A 23117-nucleotide genomic window follows, 5' to 3' on the forward strand; every position below is an offset into this window, starting at 1 on the left:
CTGTGCTCGGTTTAAACCATGCTAGTAGGCATGGGGTTTTAGATAAAGTTTACTGCTATAGCTCAACCCCAGGGCTGAGCGTGGCAGGCAGTTCTGTCGAACAACCTTCCATTGATGCCATTGGGTATGCGCAGTAATCGGCCGCGTAATAGGCGCTTGGTCTTAAATTTCCCGACGCTCCCGGCCCACCAAACGGTGCATCACCACTGGCTCCGGTTAATTGTCGATTACGATTTACAATACCAGCGCGGATATGATCGACAAAGTAATCCCATTCGGCATCATTGGTCGACACTAAGCCTGCCGATAAACCAAAGCGAGTTTCATTAGCCAGTTGCACCGCTTGATCTAAGCTTTGGTAACGCACGACTTGTAACAATGGCCCGAAATACTCTTCATCAGGCAATTGACTAACTGCGGTGACATCAATAATGCCCGGAGTGACAAACGCCGCCTGCAAAGGTGTCGCGGCCAGCAAGCTGACGCCACCCAAGGCGCGTAAATTGTCCTGAGCAGCAAGAATGAACTGCGCCGCCGCTTGTGATATTTGTGGCCCCATAAAAGGTGCTGGCTCAGCAAAGGGATGATCAATACGCAATTTTTGAGTGGCACTGACCAGCTTTTCAAGTAACAGATCACCTTCATTCCCTTCAGGAACGTAAAGACGCCGTGCGCAGGTACAGCGCTGGCCTGCACTTAAAAATGCGGATTGAATAATGGTATACACTGCCGCATCAAGCTCGCCATACTGCTTAGAGATGACCATGGGGTTGTTGCCGCCCATTTCTAAAGCCAGCATTTTGCCCGGCTGCCCAGCAAACTGGCGATGGAGTAAATGACCGGTATTGGCGCTACCAGTAAAGAGAAGGCCATCAATGCCTTTGGCCTGAGCAAGCGCAATACCCGTTTCCTTCGCGCCCTGCACTAGGTTAAGTACACCCGCAGGTAGGCCTGCTTCTTGCCACAACTTCATCACAAACTCACCAGTCCACGGAGTCTGCTCTGAAGGTTTAAACACAACCGTATTACCCGCTAAAAGTGCAGGCACAATATGACCATTCGGCAGGTGGGCAGGAAAATTATACGGACCAAAAACCGCAAGAACACCCAATGGACGATGACGTAATACCAGTTGATTACCCGCCGCTTCGCGTGTGTTTTCACCAGTGCGATCATGATAAGCTCGAATGGATATAGCGATTTTACCCGCCACCGCTGCCGCTTCAGTACGCGTTTCCCAGAGTGGCTTTCCTGTCTCTTTGGCGATGATCTGTGCAAGCTCTTCACTGCGCTGTTTCACTTTTTCAGCGAAGGCTAAGACATATTGCTCACGCTCAACAAAAGGACGTTTTTTCCACTCTATAAATCCGACTCTTGCCGCCGTTACCGCAGCTTCTACTTGCGCGGGTGTGGCGCTATCGCCCTGCCAAATCGTCTCATTGTTATAGGGACTAAGCGAAAGCATTGCCTCGCCTTGTCCAGCTAACCATTCACCTGCAATCCACTGAGTCATCTGTTAATCCTTACCTTCCAATGTACCTATTTTACTGCGCCAAAATTCGAACAAAACCACCACTATCAACCAATAGAGCTTGCGCCACTTTAGGTGAGATGATCACCGTTTCCGTTTCGCGGTTATAAGCACCTTTTGCAGCAGTAGCACGAAAGTTTTCAAACGAGCTATTGCAGATAAGATAATCTTGCGAGCTTGAATGCTCGGCCAGTTCCACTTTAGCTCGCACCGAGTGACGTACGGATTCGATATTGCGCAAATCGCACTCAACCGTTGGACCTGCATCAAAAATGTCTACATAGTTACGGCAGGTGAATCCTTCGCGCTCGAGTAGCGTTAACGCTGGACGGGTATTGTCATGCACTTGACCAATCACCGCCTGTGCCTCTTTACTCAATAAGTTGACGTAAATCGGCAGTTTGGGCATCAGATCAGCAATAAACCCTTTTTTACCAATGCCAGTTAAATAATCAGCCATAGTGAAATCAATCGAGAAAAAATGCTCTTGCAGCCATTGCCAAAAGGGCGAGTTGCCTTCGGCATCAGACACACCACGCATTTCAGCAAAGATGGTTTTAGAAAAACGATGTGGGTGTTCTGCCATCATCAGAAAACGGCATTTCGACATCAAACGCCCATTCAACCCTTGACGAAAATCTGGGCGTAAAAAAAGCGTACAAATTTCACTGCATCCCGTGTAGTTATTGCCAAAAGTAAGCAACTTGACGGTATTGTTGACCTTCAGCTTAGGCGACGAATGCACTATCGTGCTGATGTGATAAGAATAAAACGGCACGTCATGGCCAATCGATGCCTCAACGCCAGTCGTCCCTGCGACCTCACCGGTTTCAGAATCAAAACCGACCATCAGGTAGCCCTCATCTCCCGGCTCTGAGACGTCGGGTTTAGCGAAGCTGTATTCAGAATGAGTAATACGGTTGGTTAAGAGCTTTTCATTTACGGGTAGTGATGTAAACCCGTGACCGGATTCAATAGCGCATGTGTGTAGCGCATCGTAGTCCGACATTGCGATAGGGCGAACAACTAGCATCAATACTTCCCTCCAGATGCTTGAAGTGGCCCAAGGCATCCTACCTTGGGCTGCTAGGCTTTTTCACTACATGAGTGATGCAATAGCTTTATCTAATCTTGCTAAGCCTTCTTCTATTTCTTGTTTGGTGATCACTAATGAAGGCGTCATACGAACCACGTTCATACCCGCAACCAACACCAGTAAACCTTGCTTGCCCGCGGCTTGTAGGATATCGCGAGCGCGACCTTGCCACTGCTCATTCAATGCCGCGCCAAGCAGTAGACCTTTACCACGGATTTCACTAAAAATGTGGTACTTCTCATTAATGTTAGCCAATCCTTCACGAAAGAGCGCTTCACGCTCTTTCACGCCAGCCAAGGTTTCTGGCTGACTAACCACATTAACTACCGCTTCTGCTACCGCGCAAGCCAGTGGGTTGCCACCATAAGTAGAGCCGTGAGTGCCCACTTTAAAATGCGCGGCCAATTCGTTTGTGGTGAGCATAGCGCCAATAGGGAAGCCGCCACCGAGTGATTTCGCGGTACTTAAAATATCCGGCGTGACGCCCAATCCTTGATAAGCATAGAACTCACCAGTGCGGCCATTACCGGTTTGCACTTCATCAAAGATCAACAGGGCGTTGTGCTTATTGCACAATTCACGCACAGCTTGGACAAACTCAGCCGAAGGCGACACAATGCCACCCTCGCCTTGCAAGGGCTCCATCATTACCGCACAAGTGCGATCAGAGATGTGTGCTTGCAACGCTTCAATATCGTTATACGGTAGGTGGGTAACATCCGCAGGTTTAGGACCAAATCCATCGGAATAAGTCGCTTGCCCCCCAACCGTCACTGTAAAGAAAGTGCGGCCGTGGAAGCCTTGGTTAAAGGCGATGATTTCGGATTTTTGTTCACCATGGACATCAGCGGCCCAGCGACGCGCCAGTTTGAGCGCCGCTTCATTAGCTTCCGCGCCGGAGTTAGCAAAAAACACCTTTTCAGCAAAACTGACTTGCGTTAATTTTTTCGCCAAGCGCAAAGCAGGCTCATTAGTCATCACGTTACTGAGATGCCACAACTTATTGGCTTGCTTGGTGATCGCATCAACCATCGCCGGATGGCAATGGCCCAAACAACTCACCGCAATACCGCCAGCAAAGTCGATGTATTCATGACCTTGTTGATCCCACACTCGAGAGCCCTGCCCTTTAACTGGAATCATCTCCATCGGGTTATAACAAGGGACCATCACCTCATCAAACAGACTGCGATCTACACTATTTTCCACTGTCATTACACATTCCCTCTTGATACCGCATGCCAAGCAGATTGCGATCTTCCTATTAAACCCTTGAGTGGAAGATATTGTTTCGCTTTTTAGCTAATGCAGCATTGTATTTACAAATTATTAACCATTTCAATAGTGATTTATTCTTTTAGATCGGTAGAAGCACCGACAATCGTCACTACTTATGATTATTTATGCATTAAGTCACCTCTTTTATGAAGCACTTTTTTATAAATAATATAAATAAGCACAACAAGGCCTTGAGGCGACAAGCCATCCCTCATTCCAACAGGATGTATGGTGCATAATATTGCAAAGATAAAAAACAGCAGAAATGATGAGGAAAATGTTAAGAAAGGTGATCGCAATCCGGTTGAGAATGGTTCAACGGCGCAAAAAATTTGCGAGCAGTTGATGGCCCTGTTCTGTTTTAATTGATTCAGGATGAAACTGCACGGCATCAATTGGCAGTGTTTTATGTTGGTAACCCATGATTTCGTCCATCGAACCATCGGCCTGTTGAGTCCAAGCGGTGAGCTCAAAACAGTCCGCAAGAGAATCGGCTTTGACCACCAAGGAGTGGTAGCGAGTAACGGTTAACGGGTTATTGAGCCCCAAAAAGAGACCACGGTTGGTGTGTTGGATCGGTGAAGTTTTACCATGCATCACCTTTTTGGCTCGCACCACTTGCCCGCCAAACACTTGCGCAATGGCTTGATGCCCAAGGCAGACTCCTAAAATCGGAAGTTTACCCGCAAAATGTTCAATCGCGGCCAGTGAAATTCCCGCCTCATTCGGCGTGCAAGGCCCAGGGGAAATCACCAGATGCGTTGGGCTGAGCGCTTCAATGCCAGCGATATCGATTTCATCATTACGCACCACCGTCACTTGAACTCCCAGCTCACAGAAGTATTGGTACAAGTTGTAGGTAAACGAATCGTAGTTATCGATGATAAGTAGCATGTGAATTAAAGCGCTCTGGGTAAAAGTCAGCGAGAGGCGCTATTGTGCAATACCCATAATGAAAGGCAAGTATTAAGTTTAAAGAGGAAATGCAAACCGAAGAGTTGGTGATAAGTAGGCTAACAAGGTATGTCCCCGATGCAGAAATATGCAATGTCGTACGAATTTACCCAAGCATTGCAACTGTCCGTATATTCTACTTGAACAGTCTTTTGGCTATGAAATGCAGAAAGAAGCGCGGAAGACATCAAATCAAAATTTTTCTTGGACTCATCAAATGCAAAACGGCCAGTAACATTACACCCTTGGGCAATATTGTTTTCGATTTTAAAGATTACAATCTTTTTCCCCCAAGCTTCATAGGGAATGACACCTGTAATCTTACCAACCTGACGAGCAGCATGAGCATTAAATGCGGTCAAGACAGACATTAACGTGAGTAGCGTTATGCTTATAACAGAATTTTTATTCATCATTATTGATTTATTCCTACATAGACAGGAGAAGGTGAATTAGTATATTTAGGGATCGTTGCACAAGAAAATTGATTACCAGAATAGTAAACAAGGATATTTTTATCGACAGCCTTAGCGGAAAGAGCAATACTCAACATAGAACGACAGGCATCAGGGCTGATGCCCTTCCAATTAGATACGGTATTACATATATATGTATAATCATTACGATAAGATGTCTTAACATTTACACTACCATTAGCATACTGTAAAACAGTCAATACCTTACCAGAACAGGTAATATCGGCATAAGCATTACATGAGACAGCCATTAACATAAACCAAAAAAATTGTTTAATTTTCATTTTTGAAATCATACAAGTTTCACCTTAAATTGATGTGGATAAATTAACATAAGCCAATTCACACCCCTGACTACCCTCTTTGACCCTTAGATGTATTTTCTTGCCTGCCATATAAGCAGACAATACGGAAGAATATATTTCTTTTGCATTTTCTGATTTAGGATTAAGTGTAAAGTAAACATCAGAAACTGGTGTGCAATTCGCTTTCTTCTCGTTGTACTCAGTGCCAAAATAGATCATCCCATCCGCGTTAGTATAGATATTAGTTATTTTCCCGACGCAACCCCATTTTTCACACTCTGCTTGGGAAGACATAGAGACAGAGAAAAATATAAAAAAAATAAATAATTTTCTTATAAACATATGTTAAACCTTAATTAACCACTGTCAGCCATACAAAAGTAGGAAAGTTATTTTGATATTTGAAACATTGCTCACTAATTTGTAGCACTACTGACTTTCCAGAGAAATATGCAGCATTTAGCAAACTAAAACTGCTCTTACCATTAGGATCCTTTTCTATATCCCACCGAACTGAATTAGTCTTACATGAACTAGGACCAACAGGATCACCATCAATTTGAACAAAACAGATATTATCTATATTGTGGCATCCTAACGAAGTAATTTTCCTCGCTCCACTAGAAATAGAAGCCGCATGAATTGAAAATGATATAAAAAACGAGGTCACTAAACAAAGATGTATGATTATTTTTGACATATTTATCCCTTATCGATTTTAATTTTTAACGCACCAATGAACGACTTCTATTTTATCTTAATAGAATTCACATCTTCACCATCAGCCCAACGTTTACAACTGTTCATTCCAACAATATCTACTGGCTTAGCAGAAGCATATGCTGTGAGTAAGAGAGAATATTGCTGTTTTCCTACATTAGAGTTTTCATCACGGATCATCCAATAACTATGTGTTGCACATTGTGGCTTACCTGAAGCTGGCGAGCCCTCAATACCAAAATAGACCAAGCCATCGGATGCCCTAACAACAATCCAAGCGACTTTACCCGTTTGTGTTCCGGAGAAAGCATAGAATGGCAATAGAAGAGTAAAAATTAATAATATTTTTTTAAACACTAGCAAACTCCGAGTTATTGACTATTAGTGGTGAGGATCATATTGCTCAACTTGACAAAATCCTGACTTAGTACCACTGGTGTAGATAGTCGCGTTAGTTTTACCTTGTGTCCACATCGCCAAAGCAACAGAGATCATGGTTTTATTTTCCTCAGGTATTAGCATCCACCCCCAATTATGAGGATTAGGGCACGTTGTTGGCACTTGGTAGCCTTCGATACGAATCAGCAATCCTTGCTGAACACTGGTAATATCAACGAGCTTACCGGAGATATAAGTATCAGCAGCAAATGATGATTTCGACACAAACAATAAAAACATTAATAGCGTATGATTGATAATTTTTTTCATTTTACTTTCTTGAACTATATTTATTTAATTTGAATATATCCATACCCAGACAATTTGAAATTGTAGATAGGCTGAAAGTGAGTGACTCCAGATGAACATAAGCAAACCAGGTGATTAGGGTGAACGAAAGTAGTTTGGATACAGAGGCGACCTTTAATATCAGGTCACCTCTTATATTCAATATAATACCATCAATTCATATACAGATAGCTGGGGATATAATCCGACTCCACATCCAGTGTGTAGCCGTATTTTTCATACGCATATTTGGCTGCCGTGAGGAGGTGTAATGAAATATAACCATCCGGATCTGTTTTAAAATCCTTACCGCGTGTCCACCACTCTTTATGCATGTCTAAAGCGCGATGCATGGATAGGTTATACGCCATTTGGTCTTGTTGATGTATAGCTTGCATCACATCAAAAAAACCTAGAGTCACTCTAATTCCATGTGAGCTCACTCTGCGCTCTTGCTGAGTTTGGTTCTCCCGCTGGATATGGGCAACAAAACCATCCATTAAGCCGGTAATATCACTGCTCGCTTGCAAACCAAGCATATGCAGCACTATCTCAAGATGATAACGAGCATTCAGGCCGCTGAACTCGATTTGTTCCTTATGTAAAAGCCCCATCAGCAGATTTAAATCTTCATTGCGACCCGTCACAATAGTAAGGTAGATCATGTCAAGCCATGCGAAAGATCTAATCTTATCGTTCCTACCTTGAGCTGGAATTGCAAAATCTACCCCTTGGTATTGAAAGGGGATGAAGTCCCCTTTCGGTTGATTCATCTGGCGTAACCATAATATCGCGTACTGTTGAGCAGAGAGAAAATGCTCTACAACCTCAGAGTCTGCGACTGATGGTAGATAGTGGCCAATCGCAAATAGCTTGCAAAGGTCTCGATACCCAGTTTCAAATCCAAAACAGTTTTTTTCCGCAATGCTCAATGAAAACTGGTTGGTTTTAATAAAACTCTCTAAGGTCGCATCATAAACACGCTGCTTACCTTCTAAATTTTTAATATGCGTCTTCACTATTTTTTTCATACTAATGCATTGTCTCAAATTTAAGGTTATTGGCTTTTTTAATCATGCCATTTTCATTAAATATCAGCTCAGAACCTCGATACTCAATCGAGCTTGATGGGCTTGATAGCTTATACTGTTTAAATAAGTCAAGCGTTTGACCTAGTTCATCGGTTTGCTTTTTATACAGCAGATCAGACTGATATTTTGAACTCTCTTTTGCTGTATCGAAGGATTTTTGCATATTTTCCCAGATCGCTTTGTAATACTGCGCGCTGGTTTGCTGGGCATCAATAATATTATCGTTCTTATCACGTCCAACTTGTCGATGGTTGTAATGAACTTGATTTTTGCCCGCTTTCGCTTCACCTGTGATCAGTGTTGTCACGCCATTTTTGTCAGTGGCCAGCCAAATCCCATCAAACTGCCCTTGCTGACCACGTCCAGGCACTTCAAAAGGTAACTTTTTAACGCTCGTAAACTCAATGTGCAAATTATGCTCTAGTTTTGCGCTACCCAAGACGTCCCCGTATTTCCTGATATCCGCCTTAAGATTTAATAAGGCATCACGGTTTAGATCGGGATTCGAACTGAGCACTCGCACTTCAGCCTCCGCTTTTTGTCTCAACGTAATCACTTGCTCGACAGTTTTCTTTGTGACATCAGGCGGTAGCGTAACTTCTTTTTGCATATATCTCGCGATATCTTGCTCTGCCGAGATTGGAAGTGTCACCTCATTCTTTTGAGAGCGATAACTTGGTTCATTGGGAACATTCTTAGGCCGTGTGTCAATCCTTTTCCATGAACCTTTCTCCCCGATAGTGAAGCCTTTATTGTGCTGCTCTGTAAAACGCTCTGGCGTAATGGTGGTATTGGGGTACATTTCCTTATGCCTATAATAATCGGACATATCGACATCATTATCAGGAATAAGCTTGTTATTCTTTAGAGCATCATACCTACCGTTATCGTATTTCTTAGACCAAGTGTCGTGATCATCTTTTCCGCCATTGGCTTTATAGGTCTCGAAATGTTTATCTTTAAATTTAATGTTTTTAGCAACTTGATCATACACTTCCGATGCATCAAGATTACCTTTTCCGCGTAACTGCGATGCAAGAAAAGCGGCGACGTCATCAAAATCGAGCTTTCTTAGTAACTCCTTCGTTACTTTTTGGGCCGCACCACCGATAAGGATAGTGGCTCCCGTTTCAATACTGTAGCTAATCGCAAGATCTACCATCTCTTCTTTGGCTTGTGCTTGCTCTTCTCTGGTGCCATACAGATAAATTCGGTAAAGCTCACTGCCCTTATGGTAAGCATCAACCGACGACATCACAAATTGAGTGGCGGTATATGCAGCAATCGCAGCCGTAAACAGAGCAGCAGACTGTGGTGACACAAGAACAACAAGAAGGAAAAGAGCATTATTTTCTGCTGCATTTCCCGCCGTATCGATAGCAATATCCACATTACCACGCATGGCAAAAACAGTCAGCCCTGCGACTAAACGGGCAATATCAACGCCCCGCGCATGTAACTTACTCACTTCAGCTTGTATTGATTCTGGGGTTAATTGCGAAGTACCTTTTTCCTCAGCAAAATCTTTAGTAATTTTTTCAATAAATGCTTTGGTATCCTTTTCTAAAAGCCCGATCTCTTCTCGATATTTCGATCCGACATATTCTCCGATCACGCCACCGCCAGCACCCGAAGCGCAGCCTATTCGGTTTGCATCGGTATTTCCACCATGGGTGGCTGAAGTTAGCATACCTAAGCCACATCCCAAGGCGGCATGCAGAATATATTGTTGAGCAACATCAATCCTTACAGTACGGGCTGCTTCACCTATTTGCTGAGCGAACTCTTTGCCCAGTAAGTTAATCGAAGATATCGCTAAACTTTGTACTAAAGAGCTGCCAAATTGATCCCAATCATAACCACGGGCGATAGCATTAATCCCAGTACGCGCCGTGGCTTGAAAAACCTGCATGATAGCCTGAGTAGCCAACTGACTACCTGTCGCATTTTGCACCACATCGGTAAGTGTTAAGGTTGTTCCATCTGCACCAGAGAACATAGGGGCATCTAAACCACTTAAAACTCCAGCGGTCACCATACTGGTTGCTAATGAAACTAAAGACTCTTTTGAACTTAGTTGGGTCAAGGTTTCTTGTATATCAAAACCATTAGCCAATAAGCTTCCAGAAGCTTGCACCACAATACTACTCAAACCTGCATTCAAAGCTGCGGCTAATGCAGGGCTACTGACGGTGATCACCGCACTTGTACCTGTTCCGGCAAGCGCCGATCCTGCTCCTGGCCCCATAGCAATAGAAACCGCAATTGCCAGAATTGCCATTGCAGCAGGTGACAAACCCGATTGGTCGTAGTCCCATTGTTCCAAAACCAGCTCAATAGATTGCCAGTCAACCTCACTGTATTCTGGGTTATTCCGAAGTTCCTGCATCCAAGCTAATTCAGGCGCGCGCGCTAAATCAGCCAGTGTTTGATCTAAATTTTGTGAATCTGCTGCGACTTGAATTTTAACCCCAGTTGCCGCGTCAAGCACAAGCCCACCGTTATTGATAAACTCTGAATAATAAGCCACCTCTCTTTGATAACCGTTACCGGTATGACGGAAAGACAAAGAACCTTCATAGGAGTTTTCATAGCTGTAGCTTTCCAGAAGTTTCGCCAATTCAAAATCAATCGCGCCATTTTCGGCAATGATTTTGGAAATACCTTTATTGTCGATGGTCACGGCCTCTAGCAAGATATCGCCTTGCTTGGTCGACAGCAGCATACTCTGGCCAGCCTTTAATAGAGTACGAACAATCTCTGCCTCTGTTTTACTCTCAGCTTTGCTCTCTTTGGTGCCAAAGACCCCACCACTTGATGCTTGAAAACGCTTTTCAAAAGAGCGTAAATCGGCGGCACTCTTTAAAGTAATGCCGTATCCCGCTAACAACTCAATCAACCCCTGGCTTTCTAATTGAGCACCTTCGATATGAATTTGACCACCGGCAATCAGTTTTAGGGTATCAATTGCAGAAAGGTTAGTTTGTAGATTAACTAAAGAAGATTCATTATCTTGCCAACGCGCACCAGATTCATGGCGCTCATTTTTTGCCTGTTGCGGCACCAATATGATATTTCCGCCAGCATTGATCGTTAAATCACCTTGCGCCGAAAATTTACCGCCATGGCTTATCACATCGGACGTCGTAGCGATAGTTAAGTTACCTAACGATGAAATAGTGCCAATTTGTGAGAATTTTTCTGAATAACCATGCCCATAATCTAGCCGTGTCACTAGAGTTTTATTGGTGAGTTTATTAGCGAGTAGCGTGACATCATCGCCCGTTATCGTACCTGAATTATTTTGTAGCTCTCGCCCAGTACGAATAGTGAGTTTACTGCCTTTGATATTACCTTTTGTATTGATAAAATCCTTTTCAACATCAATCATAGCTCGGTGAGCAAAATTAACCTTTACACCATCAACAATAAAAGTTTGTGTTTTGATATCTGCGGAATTGGCATGATAGGTAGACTCTATGATTTTTTGTTGCTTAATAGTTGCATCTGTTAAATAGACAAATGGCACAAGATAAGGTTTTTGTTGACTACCTAATGTTCTAATTTCAGGCCAAATAACATCTTTATTGATTTTTTTAATTTGTTCTACACTGAGAACTTGCCCTAGCTTATAATTATTTTCCAATGCTAGAGTCACTGCATTTTCATACAGTTGCTTAGTTTGAGCATTATAACTTGAAAATTCTGGAGAACTTATCCAGTTTTTATTGAGAATTTGCGTTATCTGATGACGAATAACCCCCCTTTCAACATAAGGAGTTCCGAAACGAGGAGGTAGTGAATCAACAATTTCATTATTAGATTTTTTCGCATAGCCTGGAATAAGTTGAGACTTTTTCTCAGCCAGTCGATTATAAAAATAGTTAAATCCATCAAAAATGCCTATTTCATCGGTTTCAAATCTGCTTGTATATAAATATTCAGCAATAGACTTCTGTAGTTCATATCGCGGAGATACAATTAAAAGATCATTAATAGATTCGAGTGTTACTCTTTGAGTCACTGAGGCATACACTGGAAAGCTAATATGGGTAAGCATGCTTGCTAATAATAAACTAGATGTGACCTTTTTCCATAAAAGAGATTGGCTCATATTTCCTCCGATTACTCTTTAAAGTTTGGGTTAGGGATAAAGAATGTAATGCCAGAGCTTATTATTGGTATATATTTACTTGGCTTAGGCGGAGGAGAGACAGGTCGAGGTGTATACGCTGATGCATGCGGACCAAAAGTGATACTCTGCATAATTTTATAATCAGTGCCAAAACCTTGATGGATATGTCCATCAACATAAAAAACGAATGGGTATTGTGCACTAACGTCATCTTTCATTAAGTCAGTTTTAGACGTCGTCCAACGGTCGGTTTTTCGCTTAATGCATTTACGGAAAATTCGTCGAGTACAATAGGTATTGGCATGATGTGTGGTGGTGGTTTTCTCCCAACGCTCTTTTAGGCTTAACCCCTCCATCCATACTTTTGAGACTTGGCCAAAAACATCTTTTCGTACTTCAATTGAACTGTGTTTATTATTCAACTCTCGTGATTGAACAACCAAGCTATCACCAACGTTAATTCTTGAGGGTGGGGATAGTGCTTTAAGATATTGTTTTTCTATTTTAACCATAGGAAATGTAGACGCATCAGGATAACAGTCTCTTGAATTTATTCTACTGTCTGAATTATGCTTAAAATTATAACTTGAGCACTCAGAAGGTCTAAAACATTTCTTGCTAGGTGGTCTATTTATATAGTCATATCTCGTTGGATATTTAGCTAATATTTCTTTACATTTAACTGGTAATGTTAGTGGCGTTCTTTTTGTACTAACATCTGTATCCGCCCAAAGATAATATCGCTCATTATCAATAACGGGCGCATTAATCATCACATTACCCGTCCAAGACTCAAGAATTGATGACACATTCCACAAGCGGTGAGACAACTTTATATCGAGAATGTTTTCTGATGAAACAATTACTTGGCTACTTTTACTATCAGAAAGTGTTAACGCTGGTTGATGGATATTGGCTCGGTTCACCTCATAGGGATTGATATTGATAAACCGCTCTGCTTCTAACTTAATATTTTGCCCTAAGATAAATGCGGCTAAAGAACCGACCGATTGTTTATCCATATTAGAAGGGATTGCTGGCACAGCTAATTTGCCACCAACTTTTATTTCAGGGGCTGTATGTCGATTAGCTGCTCTTGTATAAGCTTCCAATTTAGGACGCAAGCGCCAAGGGTACTGAGAACCATTGGTTATCGTTTTATTGGATTTAAGGTGGAGGTTTTCACCAAGGATAATGCCACCAAACTGGTTTATTAGCTCATGGTTGCCATTGATGTATATCTCACGAGTGGATTCAATATCACCCTCATTGATGAACCTATCTGAAGAGAACTTGACTTTACTCGCAACTATAGCTCCTTTATTTTCTATTAGCTTAGTGCTAACCACATTTATCTCATTCGCTCTTATATTGTCATATAAGAACTTTTGTTGCTTATCTTGTGGTGAATAAAAATAAACGCTACCTGTTGATTCTAGATCAAAGCGATTATTGACAATAACTTGATCTCTTAATCGAATATCACCATTTGATTTCACTTTTATCGATTCAAGGGGAATGACACTCTGATCTCTATAGCGACCTACATAGGTCCAAGCGCCATTTACTAAGATTTGCCCATTGAGCGCTATAGCGGCTTGTGAATAGGTTGATTCAAGGTGCAAATTACCTACCGCAACTTTCGCTTTTGCTGTTAATTCGATAGAGTTACCACGCATTTCAGAAAATGAGGCATCAGACCTACGATCGTCATATCGAAATAGATTATTACCGACAATAATCTGTACATCACCATTTGAAACTTCTAGAGTTCCGGCACTATCAATTTCTTGAATCTCTTTATTGGCTCGTCGAACCACTCGACCTTTCATATTAGTAATTAAATGAGCATCAAGACGAAAGCTGCCAGCTGCAATGTCTAACATGCTACTTTCATTGGCTAACAGACCAGAACCCGAAATATCGACCTTACCTTTAGGAGATATCTGTATACTTTCCAACCGATCATCGTAAAAGGTCGCGATACCTGTCGCCAATGTAACTCGTTCAGCATTAGCAATAGAGCAGCCATTACAAATAATACCTTGCGGTGACAGCAGCACTAAATCTGCCGCACGCCCTTCAATTCGGATCTGCTTAATATTCGCGATTTGCTTATTATCAAGGATCAATACAATTGTCTTAGCCGGCGCCGCTGACAATTTAGGGTTAACTAAATAATTATTTGCTAATACTATAGTTTTCCCTAGGCTATTAAGTTCCTTAAAATTATTTATCGAAAATCCATAATCATTTGCCTTAGCAATTTTGATTAAATATTGATTAGCACTTTCGATTACAGAGGGGGTATTAGCATTGGATGTGGAAGATTCAGTTTTGACATTGGCAAAAGTAGAAGCAACAGGCATGAGTAGGGCAATTAATATACTAATGTCAATCACTTTAAGCCTAATCACTGAGCAGGTCTTAGTAATAAAGTTCATTATTATTCGCTATAAGATTAGTTTATACGGATTTTTTGATAGCTACCGCCCTTCGTATTAAAACGAATTGAACGCTATATTTAATATAGGGTGCGAAAATACACCACAAATACATAACATCAATGAATGCAAGAGTCCGTCGTGATATGGATCACATTATAATTTCAAGATCTACACTTAAATTAACCAATACTTAATTAGATATTATTAATAAATAAAAAAGCCAAGTAATCCGCTTACTTGGCTCTTCATGCTTATTTCCTAAAAATGTCGTTTATTTAAGCAGGGCTTTCTTGTAAATGCTCACTACTTGGTTGGTTGTTATGAGGCTGCCAAGGGGAATTAACCGAATAAGGCTGACGTACCGCTAATTCTGTTGCGGATAACACGCCATAACGAAGTACGGTGTGGTTATTTACCAGCAATATATCGCCAAGTTGTAAATCAAACACATGCTGTACTTGTGAACATTCAAGAATAGGAGTTAAAAGATTGGCTACTTGATTGATATTGTCAATTTCAGTCGACGACGATATATGCTGCGCCAGTGAGGGGCTCCAACGTAAGTTCATTCCCCAATCCCCCTGCATAATCACCGGATAAGCAGCCGTATCATTATATTGCACGAGGGTATTTTTCAGCCAACCACTTACTTGACCATTAAGACATAAGGCAGCCAGCGAGGCATCGAGTAAGTTAACCTTCAGCGGAGCAGATGAACAGTAAATCGCCCAGTCATCAGGAGTCATATCGGTATAAGAATAACGACCTGCGATACTGGTTGACGGTGTTTTGATCCCGTACCAACTGAGCTCTGCTAATGTACTACTCCGAACATATTCTTCCGGGATCAGAGCATGATTTCCGGTAAACCACGAAGACCAAAACGAAGCTTGAGGCAACGGGCCAAAGCCTTTTAAACAGACAGCAGAGAATGCCTTCACCAATTGGCTCACTTGAGCTTGCGGTAGCGTGGTCAATGAGCATCCATGGTGTGACTCTAACGTCAGGCCAAACTGCTCGGTTTGTAGAGTGGCTTTCACCTCTCGCATCAACTGTGCTTCGTTAGCGTCTTCGATATTGAAACGCAGTAAGCACCACAACGCTCCCTGGTGCATTACGGGAATAATCACGCCTTCACGTTGTTTGTGGTTGGCCTGCGTATCAATAATAAATTCTCCGCGGCAAGCATCAAATAAGACACAAGTATGCCAAGGCGTCTTAAACGATCGTTCATCAAAAAGAAACAGCGAATACTTTTTGCCTTGCATTGGGTGTTCATGAATGCTGAGACGAATAGCGTGGCTCAAATGAGTATTGAGGAAATTATCGAGTGCACGTCCTTGCACCATCATTCCTTTAGCCATTTCAGCCAAGCGTTCACGACGTCCTTTATAACTTAGCGGAGCAAGCGCATATTTCTGATCCTGATGCATGAATTTTTTCAAACCCAGATAGGTATGGTGCATTGCATTATCATGCTGTTTAAGATGTGCAAAATCACGCTCATATTCAGCATCACCAAAGCGCTGCTTTAATCCACTGAAATATTGATATTCATTTAAGTCATCAAATGCAGAGAAGTGCTCAAAGTTGATAATTTTGAGACAATCACTGGCGTTCATATTTTCCACCATATTCCGTAATTCATCAGAATAAGTGTAGTGATGTTCTAAATCGACATTAATATAGTCAGAAAATGTATGATAATCAGAAAAAATGTAAAACATCACACCTGGAGAATACACAGATTGAATATCACGAATGGCATTAACAAATTTTTGTAAAACTCGATATTCACCTAAGTCAGGCTTATAACCTAATACCTTATCTAGGTTATTCGTTTTACATGGAAAAGCGGGCAGTAATAATGTAATGACTTTGTTTTCAATGACACACTGAGCTATCTGCGTTTTTAACTTCTGATACCCAGTAAAAGTGGCGTCTGTTTGTGCTAATAATTGGTCTAATAAAATAAAAGCAATATTATCCACACATTGCTGCTGTTGATGATCAAGCATAGTGTTTCCTTATTAAAGGCGAAGACCATTGGCGGAATGATGCAAAACCCTCGGCCTTCACTCTCGGTTAAAAAGTTTGTTTATAGATCAGCTAACAATTCAGCAGCGTGCGCAAGCGACGTGTAGGCCGCAATATAACCATCAGGGCGGATCAGTAAAGCCTGCCCCTGATAGAATGAACTCTCACTCCAATACTGCCCAGGCTTCGCCTGATCGTACAGATGAAGGCAACGCACAAACGGGGGAATTTCGGATGGTAAGTCCGCATCGCCAGTCAACAGAAGCGTAAAGGAGCGGTAATCTAGCCATTGGTAAAAGCGGCAACTCTGCTGATCGCTATGCATCTCAAAGTCATACACTCGAGAACCTTTTAAGCCGCCATCACCATACCCAATGCCCATACCTGTGATGTTACCAGCTCGCTGTTCAACGATTTGTACATAGTCCTCCGCATGGGTTCCTCGTTCTGAGTATTTAGTTGCACGCACCAATGCACCAGAGCTTTCAATCACACTGCGTGCCACTGGTTGGCGCTCAGCCTGATAGCTGTCCAGCAACGTAGGTGATGCCTGACCACGCAACACCATATTGAGCTTCCAAATCAAATTGAACGCGTCGGCAACTCCGGTATTGAGCCCTTGGCCGCCATTGACCGAATGTATATGGCAGGCATCTCCTGCCAGAAATACCCGTTGCTGGTGGTCATACCGTTCAGCAACAGACTCCTTAACCGAGAAATAAGAAAACCACTCAACCTGCTTAAACGTCAGTGAATGCGGCGACATTGCTCGGTTAATGCGCGCAATAACCTCTTGCTGAGTAAACTCTTCAGTGTCCATACGGATGTAAAAACGATCCAAATCACCTTCACGTGGAATCCAGGCGACATCTGACGTCTCAGCCTGAAATACGATGATTTCTGGTACTTTCGGAAAATCTGACTCAATAACACCATCAATCACCGCCCAGATAATTTCTGGTCGCTCGATTTCAAATGGAATCGAAAAATGCTGACGTACAAAAGAGCGCCCACCGTCTGCACCAATCACGTAACGTGAACGAACTCGCTCACCATTACTCAGTTCCGTCACGCAGCCTTGCTCATCAACAGTGATATCGACCACAAATAAACCGCGGCGCACGGCCACGTTCTGCGCTTTGACTGCGCTATCTAGCGCTTTTTCAATATGTGCTTGCCCCAACATCAGAAAGTGAGGATAGAAGCAGCCTTGCAGCGCTGTCCACCAATGAGACTGGCGTGACAAAAATTGACCATCAGCCCATACCGAACTGGTATTACAGGGTTTGCCTTGCACGTAAAGTGGCTCAAATAAATCAACTATATCAAGCAACTGCAGAGTTCGAGCATTAAGTGCATCGGCTCGTCCAACGACTAGTGGCCCATTAGATTTATCGATAATTTGTGAATTCAGACCGCAGCGCTGCGCTAAATAGTGGCACATAAGCCCGACAGGGCCTGCTCCAACGATCATAATATCAGTATGGTAATCACTCATCGGTAAGACTCCAAACTTGGGTTATCAAACGGTGGATCGCTTAGCACCTGAACCCGACGAATATGACGTGGGGTATGCGATAAAAAGCTTTCTCGACCATGCAGTAAGTTAAAGTTATCCGTAATAACCACATCATCATTTTGCCACTCGTGAGCATAAAAATGACGAGGGTCATACAGTGCGTCACGTAAGCTACGGTGAAACTCAGCTATTTGTTCACTATCGATGCCACTAAAGGTCACATTCGGTGGGTTTAGCAGATCGCCACGCTCAGCGAAATGCGGTTCGGCGTAACGAATGACTTCATGTGAGTGATAGGGATGTTGAGCAATAATGGGGGAAATAGTGTGACTGCAATAGAACTCCATCTCTCGCTGGTAGTGGCCTGTGACTTTTCGCCATAATGAGCGCTGCTGTTCGGTTGCGTTCTGTAGCACTTTGGTAGTATGAGTAAAGGTCGTTCGACCGCCTTGTGCTGGTAATGGTGCTTGAACACATTGAAATATTTGATATTCAGGCACTTGAGGACGGAACATGCCATCCCAATGTAGCGGCATATAACTACTATCAAAAATATGGTCCTTTGGTTGATTTTTTTTAATTAAATCTAACACTTTACCAAATGGCCAAATACTGATCTCTCCCCATTGCTCGCAATATTCCGCAAATTGATCGGCTAGCTCAAAGGCTTTAAATCCACGCATTAATACTAACTGATGCTCAATAAATAATTTATGCAGTAGTGCTATTGGCACCTCGCTAATAGGAATGTCTAATCCATTTGCTTCTATTTTTACTCCAAAAGGATGGAGTTCCATGATCTGATAATTCATCACCCGTTCCTTTAAACCAATTTTTAATAAAAAATTAAAAATACAATAACATTGAGTCCATCATTTCCCGAAAACTGGGCTAGATAATATTGAAAATATTCACACAATATTGATATTTATAAGATTGACATTGCAAACTTGATCATTAATCCCAGTTTATTTAGGAATAGATATCTCAATAGTGAAATCATTTAGCAGAGATTTATTATTTGCCCACGTTCAAAAGAAACCAAAATGGTTTATATCTCTCTAATTAGAGCTGCCATTATTTGATGAATGACAAAGGTTGACTAGACAACAAAACAAGAACGAAAGGTTACCAATAAGGGAACAATTATGTTGAGTGAGTTAAAACGCATTGCCATTTTCAATAAAGTGGTTGAATACGGCTCGTTTACCGCGGCCGGTGAATCATTAGGCATAGCAAAATCAAAAGTGAGCGAGCAAGTTAGTTTGCTAGAATCACATCTTAACGTACGTTTACTGCATCGCTCTACCCGTAAGGTTAGCCTAACGACGGAAGGGCAAGCATTTTATCAATATACCAATGGCCTCTTACCGCTGGCAGAAGACGCGCTACGGGCCGTCCAGCATTTGTCTAACGATGTTGCAGGCGTGATTCGGATTGGTACAACCATTGATGTCGGCAGCTATATTTTAAGTCCGTTGATTTCGACATTTTCTGAAAGTTACCCCAATGTGCTGTTTGATATTCAACTCGACGATGGTTTACAAGATCCAGTAGCGACACAATTAGATGTGCTGATCAGAATGGGGGAACTGACTTCTTGCTCCATGATAGGCCGCGAATTAATGCCTTTTGAAATAGGGATATACGCCAGTAAAAAATACTTAGCTAGTGCAGCGTTATTAAGGAAATTAGAAGATTTAGAGCAGCACCCATGGGTCGCATTAACCTTGCTGAATCTTCCTCAAGATAAAGTCACGCTAATCAATCCAAAGGGAGTGAGATGCGACATCAAAACCCGCCCTAAACACATCTGCAATGCGCCCATTGGTGCGATGTCGATGGTACAGCAAGGTATGGGAATCGGTTTAATTGCCAATTTTCTCGCTGACGAAATCAATGATCCTAACCTCGTTAGGCTTTTTCCAGATTATTACCTATCAGATAACACTATGAATATTCTTTATCCTAGCCGCCATCATCTTGCGCCGCGAGTGCGGCTATTTATTGATTATTTAATTGAAAAAATTAGAGCTTGAGTAAAATAAAACGCCCCGTCAGTTAACGGGGCGCACTTTAAGCCTTAACGACGACGTCGCCACATACCAAAACCGAGTAATGAGAAGAGTGCTCCTAGGCCGAATGACCCGCCGTAAATATTCAGTTCTAACACGGCAGGATCATGATCAGATGCGCGAAAATGATCTTGATATTTCGGTAAATCACCTTTGAACTCACCGTTGTAATCAAACAGTGTCGATTCACCGCCGTTGATGTGCCAATCAGTCGCATCCACCACTTTGCCTTTCAAACTTTTGCTGACCAGCAAATGATCCAATGCGCCAACTTCATCATTAAATGAGTAACTCCAGCTCTCTGGGTGTTTCATCGCCACAGCGTTAAAGTACCCATAATTGTGAGTAATCAACGCGCCATCATCACCAAATTGAGGAGTACCTGCAAGGTAAGTATTGCGTGCCGCACGGATGGTTTTGCCATACTTCTCTGGGCTGTAGTCCGTCAATACGAGCATCGGGTCTTCCATACCGTAAGAGTTCATATCACCCAAAATGACTTTATGCCCTTTGATTTTTTGTAACGCTTCACCTAAAGCGACCGCAGCTGCGACACGAAAGTGTTCACATGCACCTTGAAAATCAATATCTTTGCCACCTTGCCCACCTTGTTCAACTGGTGCGGCATCTTCCCAACATGCCGAGCCTTTGGATTTTAGATGGTTAACCGCGACGGTAATTTTCTCATTGCCACCTTTAACTTTGAAGGTCGGTGCAAGCGTGTCACGCTGGTAATTTTTACCATCTTCAATCACTTTGCCTTTGTCATCCAACACTTCTGGTGCTTGTTGGCTTGGCATTGGAATTACACGATTTTCTGTCAACTTCACCACTTTTTCACGGTAAATCACTCCTGTGGTGATCACATCCGTGCCAATAGAATCAAGTTCATCGGTCACACCATCATTATTTGAGTCAATCGCGACAAAACGGTAATGCTTTTTCTTATCCGAGATCTGGCTGTTGATCTGATTGACCAATTGCGCAATTGCCGCCCCTGCACCGAAACCGTTATTCTCAATTTCCATCAAACCGACAATATCGGCATCCAAACGTACAATCGCATTGACGATCTTCGCTTGCTGCAGTTCAAATTCTGCAAGGTTATTAGCACCACGATTACCGCCATGCTGATTTGCATCACCGCCAAACGGCGAGTTAAAATAGTTAAGCACGTTGAATGTGGCAATGCGCAGATCGCCTTCATCGATATCCGGTTTCTCGCTGCGGGGATCATTGCGTACGAAATTCTCTTGGCTGAGCGAATTAGTCACAATCAGACGATATTCGTTGTAACCGTATGAGAGCACACCTTCTAAACCTATGATGCTGTCATCGATGCGGATGTAATCTTCTGTTGAACCATTTTGATCAATATCACTGCGACCAAACTCTGGGTAGTACGGAATTTGGCCATCGGTGGCTTTCGCATCGGATTCAATAAACAAGCGGCGCTGCGCGTTTTCCACGCTCTGCTGTTTGGCTTGCTCAGAGCCCGCAGCGAATAGCTGGTTCGGCTGCATGTTAATACGACCTTGCGCTAACACCATGTTATTGCGACGAGAAGCATAGTCATAACCAAAGGTACGCGTCACACGCATATCCAGCTCTGGGGTGGTTTTTACCAACATGCCTTCATAACGCTCTAATGTGTGCTCAAAGTTCTCATCGGTAGGCAAAATCTCTATCGCGGTCGCTTGTGGAGCCTCTTGCTCACCTTGTTTTAGCCATTGCTTGTTTTCGACTTTAAGCTGTGTGAGGTTGTAATACTCCTGTACTTTACCTTTCACACAAACCACATCCCCCGGTTTTAAACTTGAGCTTGATTGATCGGTAAAAACAAACAAACCTTCAGAGGTATTTAAGTTGTAATCATCTTCCAACGCTTGCAGATAAAAACCTTTCGTCAACCCTGTGGTAATGGCACTCACGACACCTTTGACAAAATATTCTTGGTCGGTGATGTAAGGGTAACCACTAATAAAAGGAGAGCTTTGCCCTTCGCCTTGAATGGCTTGAATAGAAGTAAAGGTGGGCTCAGATCCCTCTTGAGTACAGGTAAACTCAGCCGGTGGCTCTACGGCATCGAGTGCGCCTAACCCATCAATGTTATCCTTGCCTAACGCGCTCCACTGAGCAGCTTGATAAGCCGCTGAGGGCATAAGGCTATCGCTATTACGCACTAAAGTGGTGTCCTTGCCCCAGTTAATGCCGCCCATCACTCCCAACACATCATGCACGCTACCATCACTGTTTAGCAGTGCCACCGGATCATCACCGTTAAAATTAATTACTGAGCCATTATTTTCATCGCTCACTGCTTGGATAGCACTATTGGCGTTGGCATGAGAAATCACTAACACATCATTCGCGGCAATCACTCGCCCAGTCAGGGGCAACTGTGTATCCCAGTTACCACCGCCGTTGCTTGATTTCGCTAAAATGAAATTGTCTAAACTGACGGATACATTACTAGTGTTAGCAATTTCGATCGCCTTATTGAAGCTGCTGCCTTCTACATACTGAGAAATAATAATCTCAGCTTGAACTGATACAGCCAATGTGGAGCTTATCGCCGCAGCGAGTAATGTTCGGCCAAAGGGTTTAATTCGTGTCGATTCCATTGTTCACCTCTTTCCCTGCTCTGTAACCGAAGTGGTAAGCAAGGTGTTGTAAATCACGTTTATAAAGGGGATTGGTTCCATTTGCGCGTACAGTGTTGTGTTT

18 protein-coding genes are annotated in these 23117 nt (G+C 42.7%); 1 reads left to right on the forward strand and 17 read right to left on the reverse strand.

What is annotated here, in order from left to right; genetic code table 11:
- Nucleotides 1–55: 55 nt before the first annotated feature.
- From astD to CCZ37_RS11655, 16 genes are all read right to left on the reverse strand, one after another.
- Entirely contained in the window at nt 56–1513 is a 1458-nt protein-coding gene (astD, locus tag CCZ37_RS11585; RefSeq protein ID WP_094500562.1) for a succinylglutamate-semialdehyde dehydrogenase, read from the reverse strand.
- 31 nt (nt 1514–1544) lie between these two features.
- Entirely contained in the window at nt 1545–2564 is a 1020-nt protein-coding gene (astA, locus tag CCZ37_RS11590) for an arginine N-succinyltransferase (RefSeq protein WP_094500563.1), read from the reverse strand.
- 66 nt (nt 2565–2630) lie between these two features.
- Nucleotides 2631–3842, reverse strand: a complete 1212-nt coding sequence (locus CCZ37_RS11595) for an aspartate aminotransferase family protein (protein ID WP_026027324.1) — start codon at nt 3840–3842, stop codon at nt 2631–2633.
- A 378-nt stretch (nt 3843–4220) separates the two neighbouring features.
- Nucleotides 4221–4799 (reverse strand): aminodeoxychorismate/anthranilate synthase component II, encoded by a 579-nt coding sequence (locus CCZ37_RS11600; protein ID WP_010318736.1) that lies wholly within the window; start codon nt 4797–4799, stop codon nt 4221–4223.
- Between the two features lie 119 nt (nt 4800–4918).
- Nucleotides 4919–5275 carry a hypothetical protein gene (locus tag CCZ37_RS11605; protein WP_094500564.1) on the reverse strand — a complete coding sequence of 119 codons (357 nt, stop codon included), beginning with the start codon at nt 5273–5275 and terminating at the stop codon, nt 4919–4921.
- Nucleotides 5275–5631, reverse strand: coding sequence for a hypothetical protein (locus CCZ37_RS11610; RefSeq protein ID WP_094500565.1), 357 nt, complete (start codon nt 5629–5631; stop codon nt 5275–5277). Before CCZ37_RS11610 ends, CCZ37_RS11605 begins: the two co-directional genes overlap by 1 nt.
- Before the next feature lie 12 nt (nt 5632–5643).
- The gene (locus CCZ37_RS11615) at nt 5644–5982 is read right to left on the reverse strand and encodes a hypothetical protein (protein ID WP_094500566.1); all 339 of its coding nucleotides are present in this window, start codon (nt 5980–5982) and stop codon (nt 5644–5646) included.
- Between the two features lie 10 nt (nt 5983–5992).
- Nucleotides 5993–6340 (reverse strand): hypothetical protein, encoded by a 348-nt coding sequence (locus tag CCZ37_RS18855; RefSeq protein ID WP_157729204.1) that lies wholly within the window; start codon nt 6338–6340, stop codon nt 5993–5995.
- A 47-nt stretch (nt 6341–6387) separates the two neighbouring features.
- Nucleotides 6388–6717 carry a hypothetical protein gene (locus CCZ37_RS11620; RefSeq protein WP_094500567.1) on the reverse strand — a complete coding sequence of 110 codons (330 nt, stop codon included), beginning with the start codon at nt 6715–6717 and terminating at the stop codon, nt 6388–6390.
- 24 nt (nt 6718–6741) lie between these two features.
- A complete protein-coding gene (locus tag CCZ37_RS11625) occupies nt 6742–7068 on the reverse strand; it encodes a hypothetical protein (RefSeq protein WP_094500568.1) in 327 nt (108 codons plus the stop codon).
- Between the two features lie 191 nt (nt 7069–7259).
- Entirely contained in the window at nt 7260–8117 is an 858-nt protein-coding gene (locus tag CCZ37_RS11630; RefSeq protein WP_094500569.1) for an immunity 49 family protein, read from the reverse strand.
- A 1-nt stretch (nt 8118) separates the two neighbouring features.
- Nucleotides 8119–12291 carry a DUF637 domain-containing protein gene (locus tag CCZ37_RS11635; protein WP_094500570.1) on the reverse strand — a complete coding sequence of 1391 codons (4173 nt, stop codon included), beginning with the start codon at nt 12289–12291 and terminating at the stop codon, nt 8119–8121.
- An 11-nt stretch (nt 12292–12302) separates the two neighbouring features.
- On the reverse strand, nt 12303–14756 hold the full coding sequence (locus CCZ37_RS11640) for a two-partner secretion domain-containing protein (RefSeq protein WP_094500571.1): 2454 nt from the start codon (nt 14754–14756) through the stop codon (nt 12303–12305).
- Nucleotides 14757–15034: 278 nt separating this feature from the next.
- Entirely contained in the window at nt 15035–16777 is a 1743-nt protein-coding gene (locus CCZ37_RS11645; RefSeq protein ID WP_094500572.1) for an L-tyrosine/L-tryptophan isonitrile synthase family protein, read from the reverse strand.
- Between the two features lie 80 nt (nt 16778–16857).
- The gene (locus CCZ37_RS11650; protein WP_094500573.1) at nt 16858–18294 is read right to left on the reverse strand and encodes an FAD-binding protein; all 1437 of its coding nucleotides are present in this window, start codon (nt 18292–18294) and stop codon (nt 16858–16860) included.
- A complete protein-coding gene (locus CCZ37_RS11655) occupies nt 18291–19127 on the reverse strand; it encodes a TauD/TfdA dioxygenase family protein (protein WP_094500574.1) in 837 nt (278 codons plus the stop codon). Before CCZ37_RS11655 ends, CCZ37_RS11650 begins: the two co-directional genes overlap by 4 nt.
- Before the next feature lie 336 nt (nt 19128–19463).
- On the opposite strand from CCZ37_RS11655, the gene CCZ37_RS11660 reads away from it, so the two are divergent.
- Entirely contained in the window at nt 19464–20354 is an 891-nt protein-coding gene (locus CCZ37_RS11660) for a LysR family transcriptional regulator (RefSeq protein ID WP_094500575.1), read from the forward strand.
- A 44-nt stretch (nt 20355–20398) separates the two neighbouring features.
- On the opposite strand, the gene CCZ37_RS11665 is transcribed toward CCZ37_RS11660, so the two are convergent.
- Nucleotides 20399–23014 carry an ExeM/NucH family extracellular endonuclease gene (locus CCZ37_RS11665; RefSeq protein WP_094500576.1) on the reverse strand — a complete coding sequence of 872 codons (2616 nt, stop codon included), beginning with the start codon at nt 23012–23014 and terminating at the stop codon, nt 20399–20401.
- Nucleotides 23015–23117: the final 103 nt, after the last annotated feature.

It is taken from the genome of Vibrio qinghaiensis (genome assembly GCF_002257545.1).
Taxonomy (GTDB): domain Bacteria; phylum Pseudomonadota; class Gammaproteobacteria; order Enterobacterales; family Vibrionaceae; genus Vibrio; species Vibrio ordalii.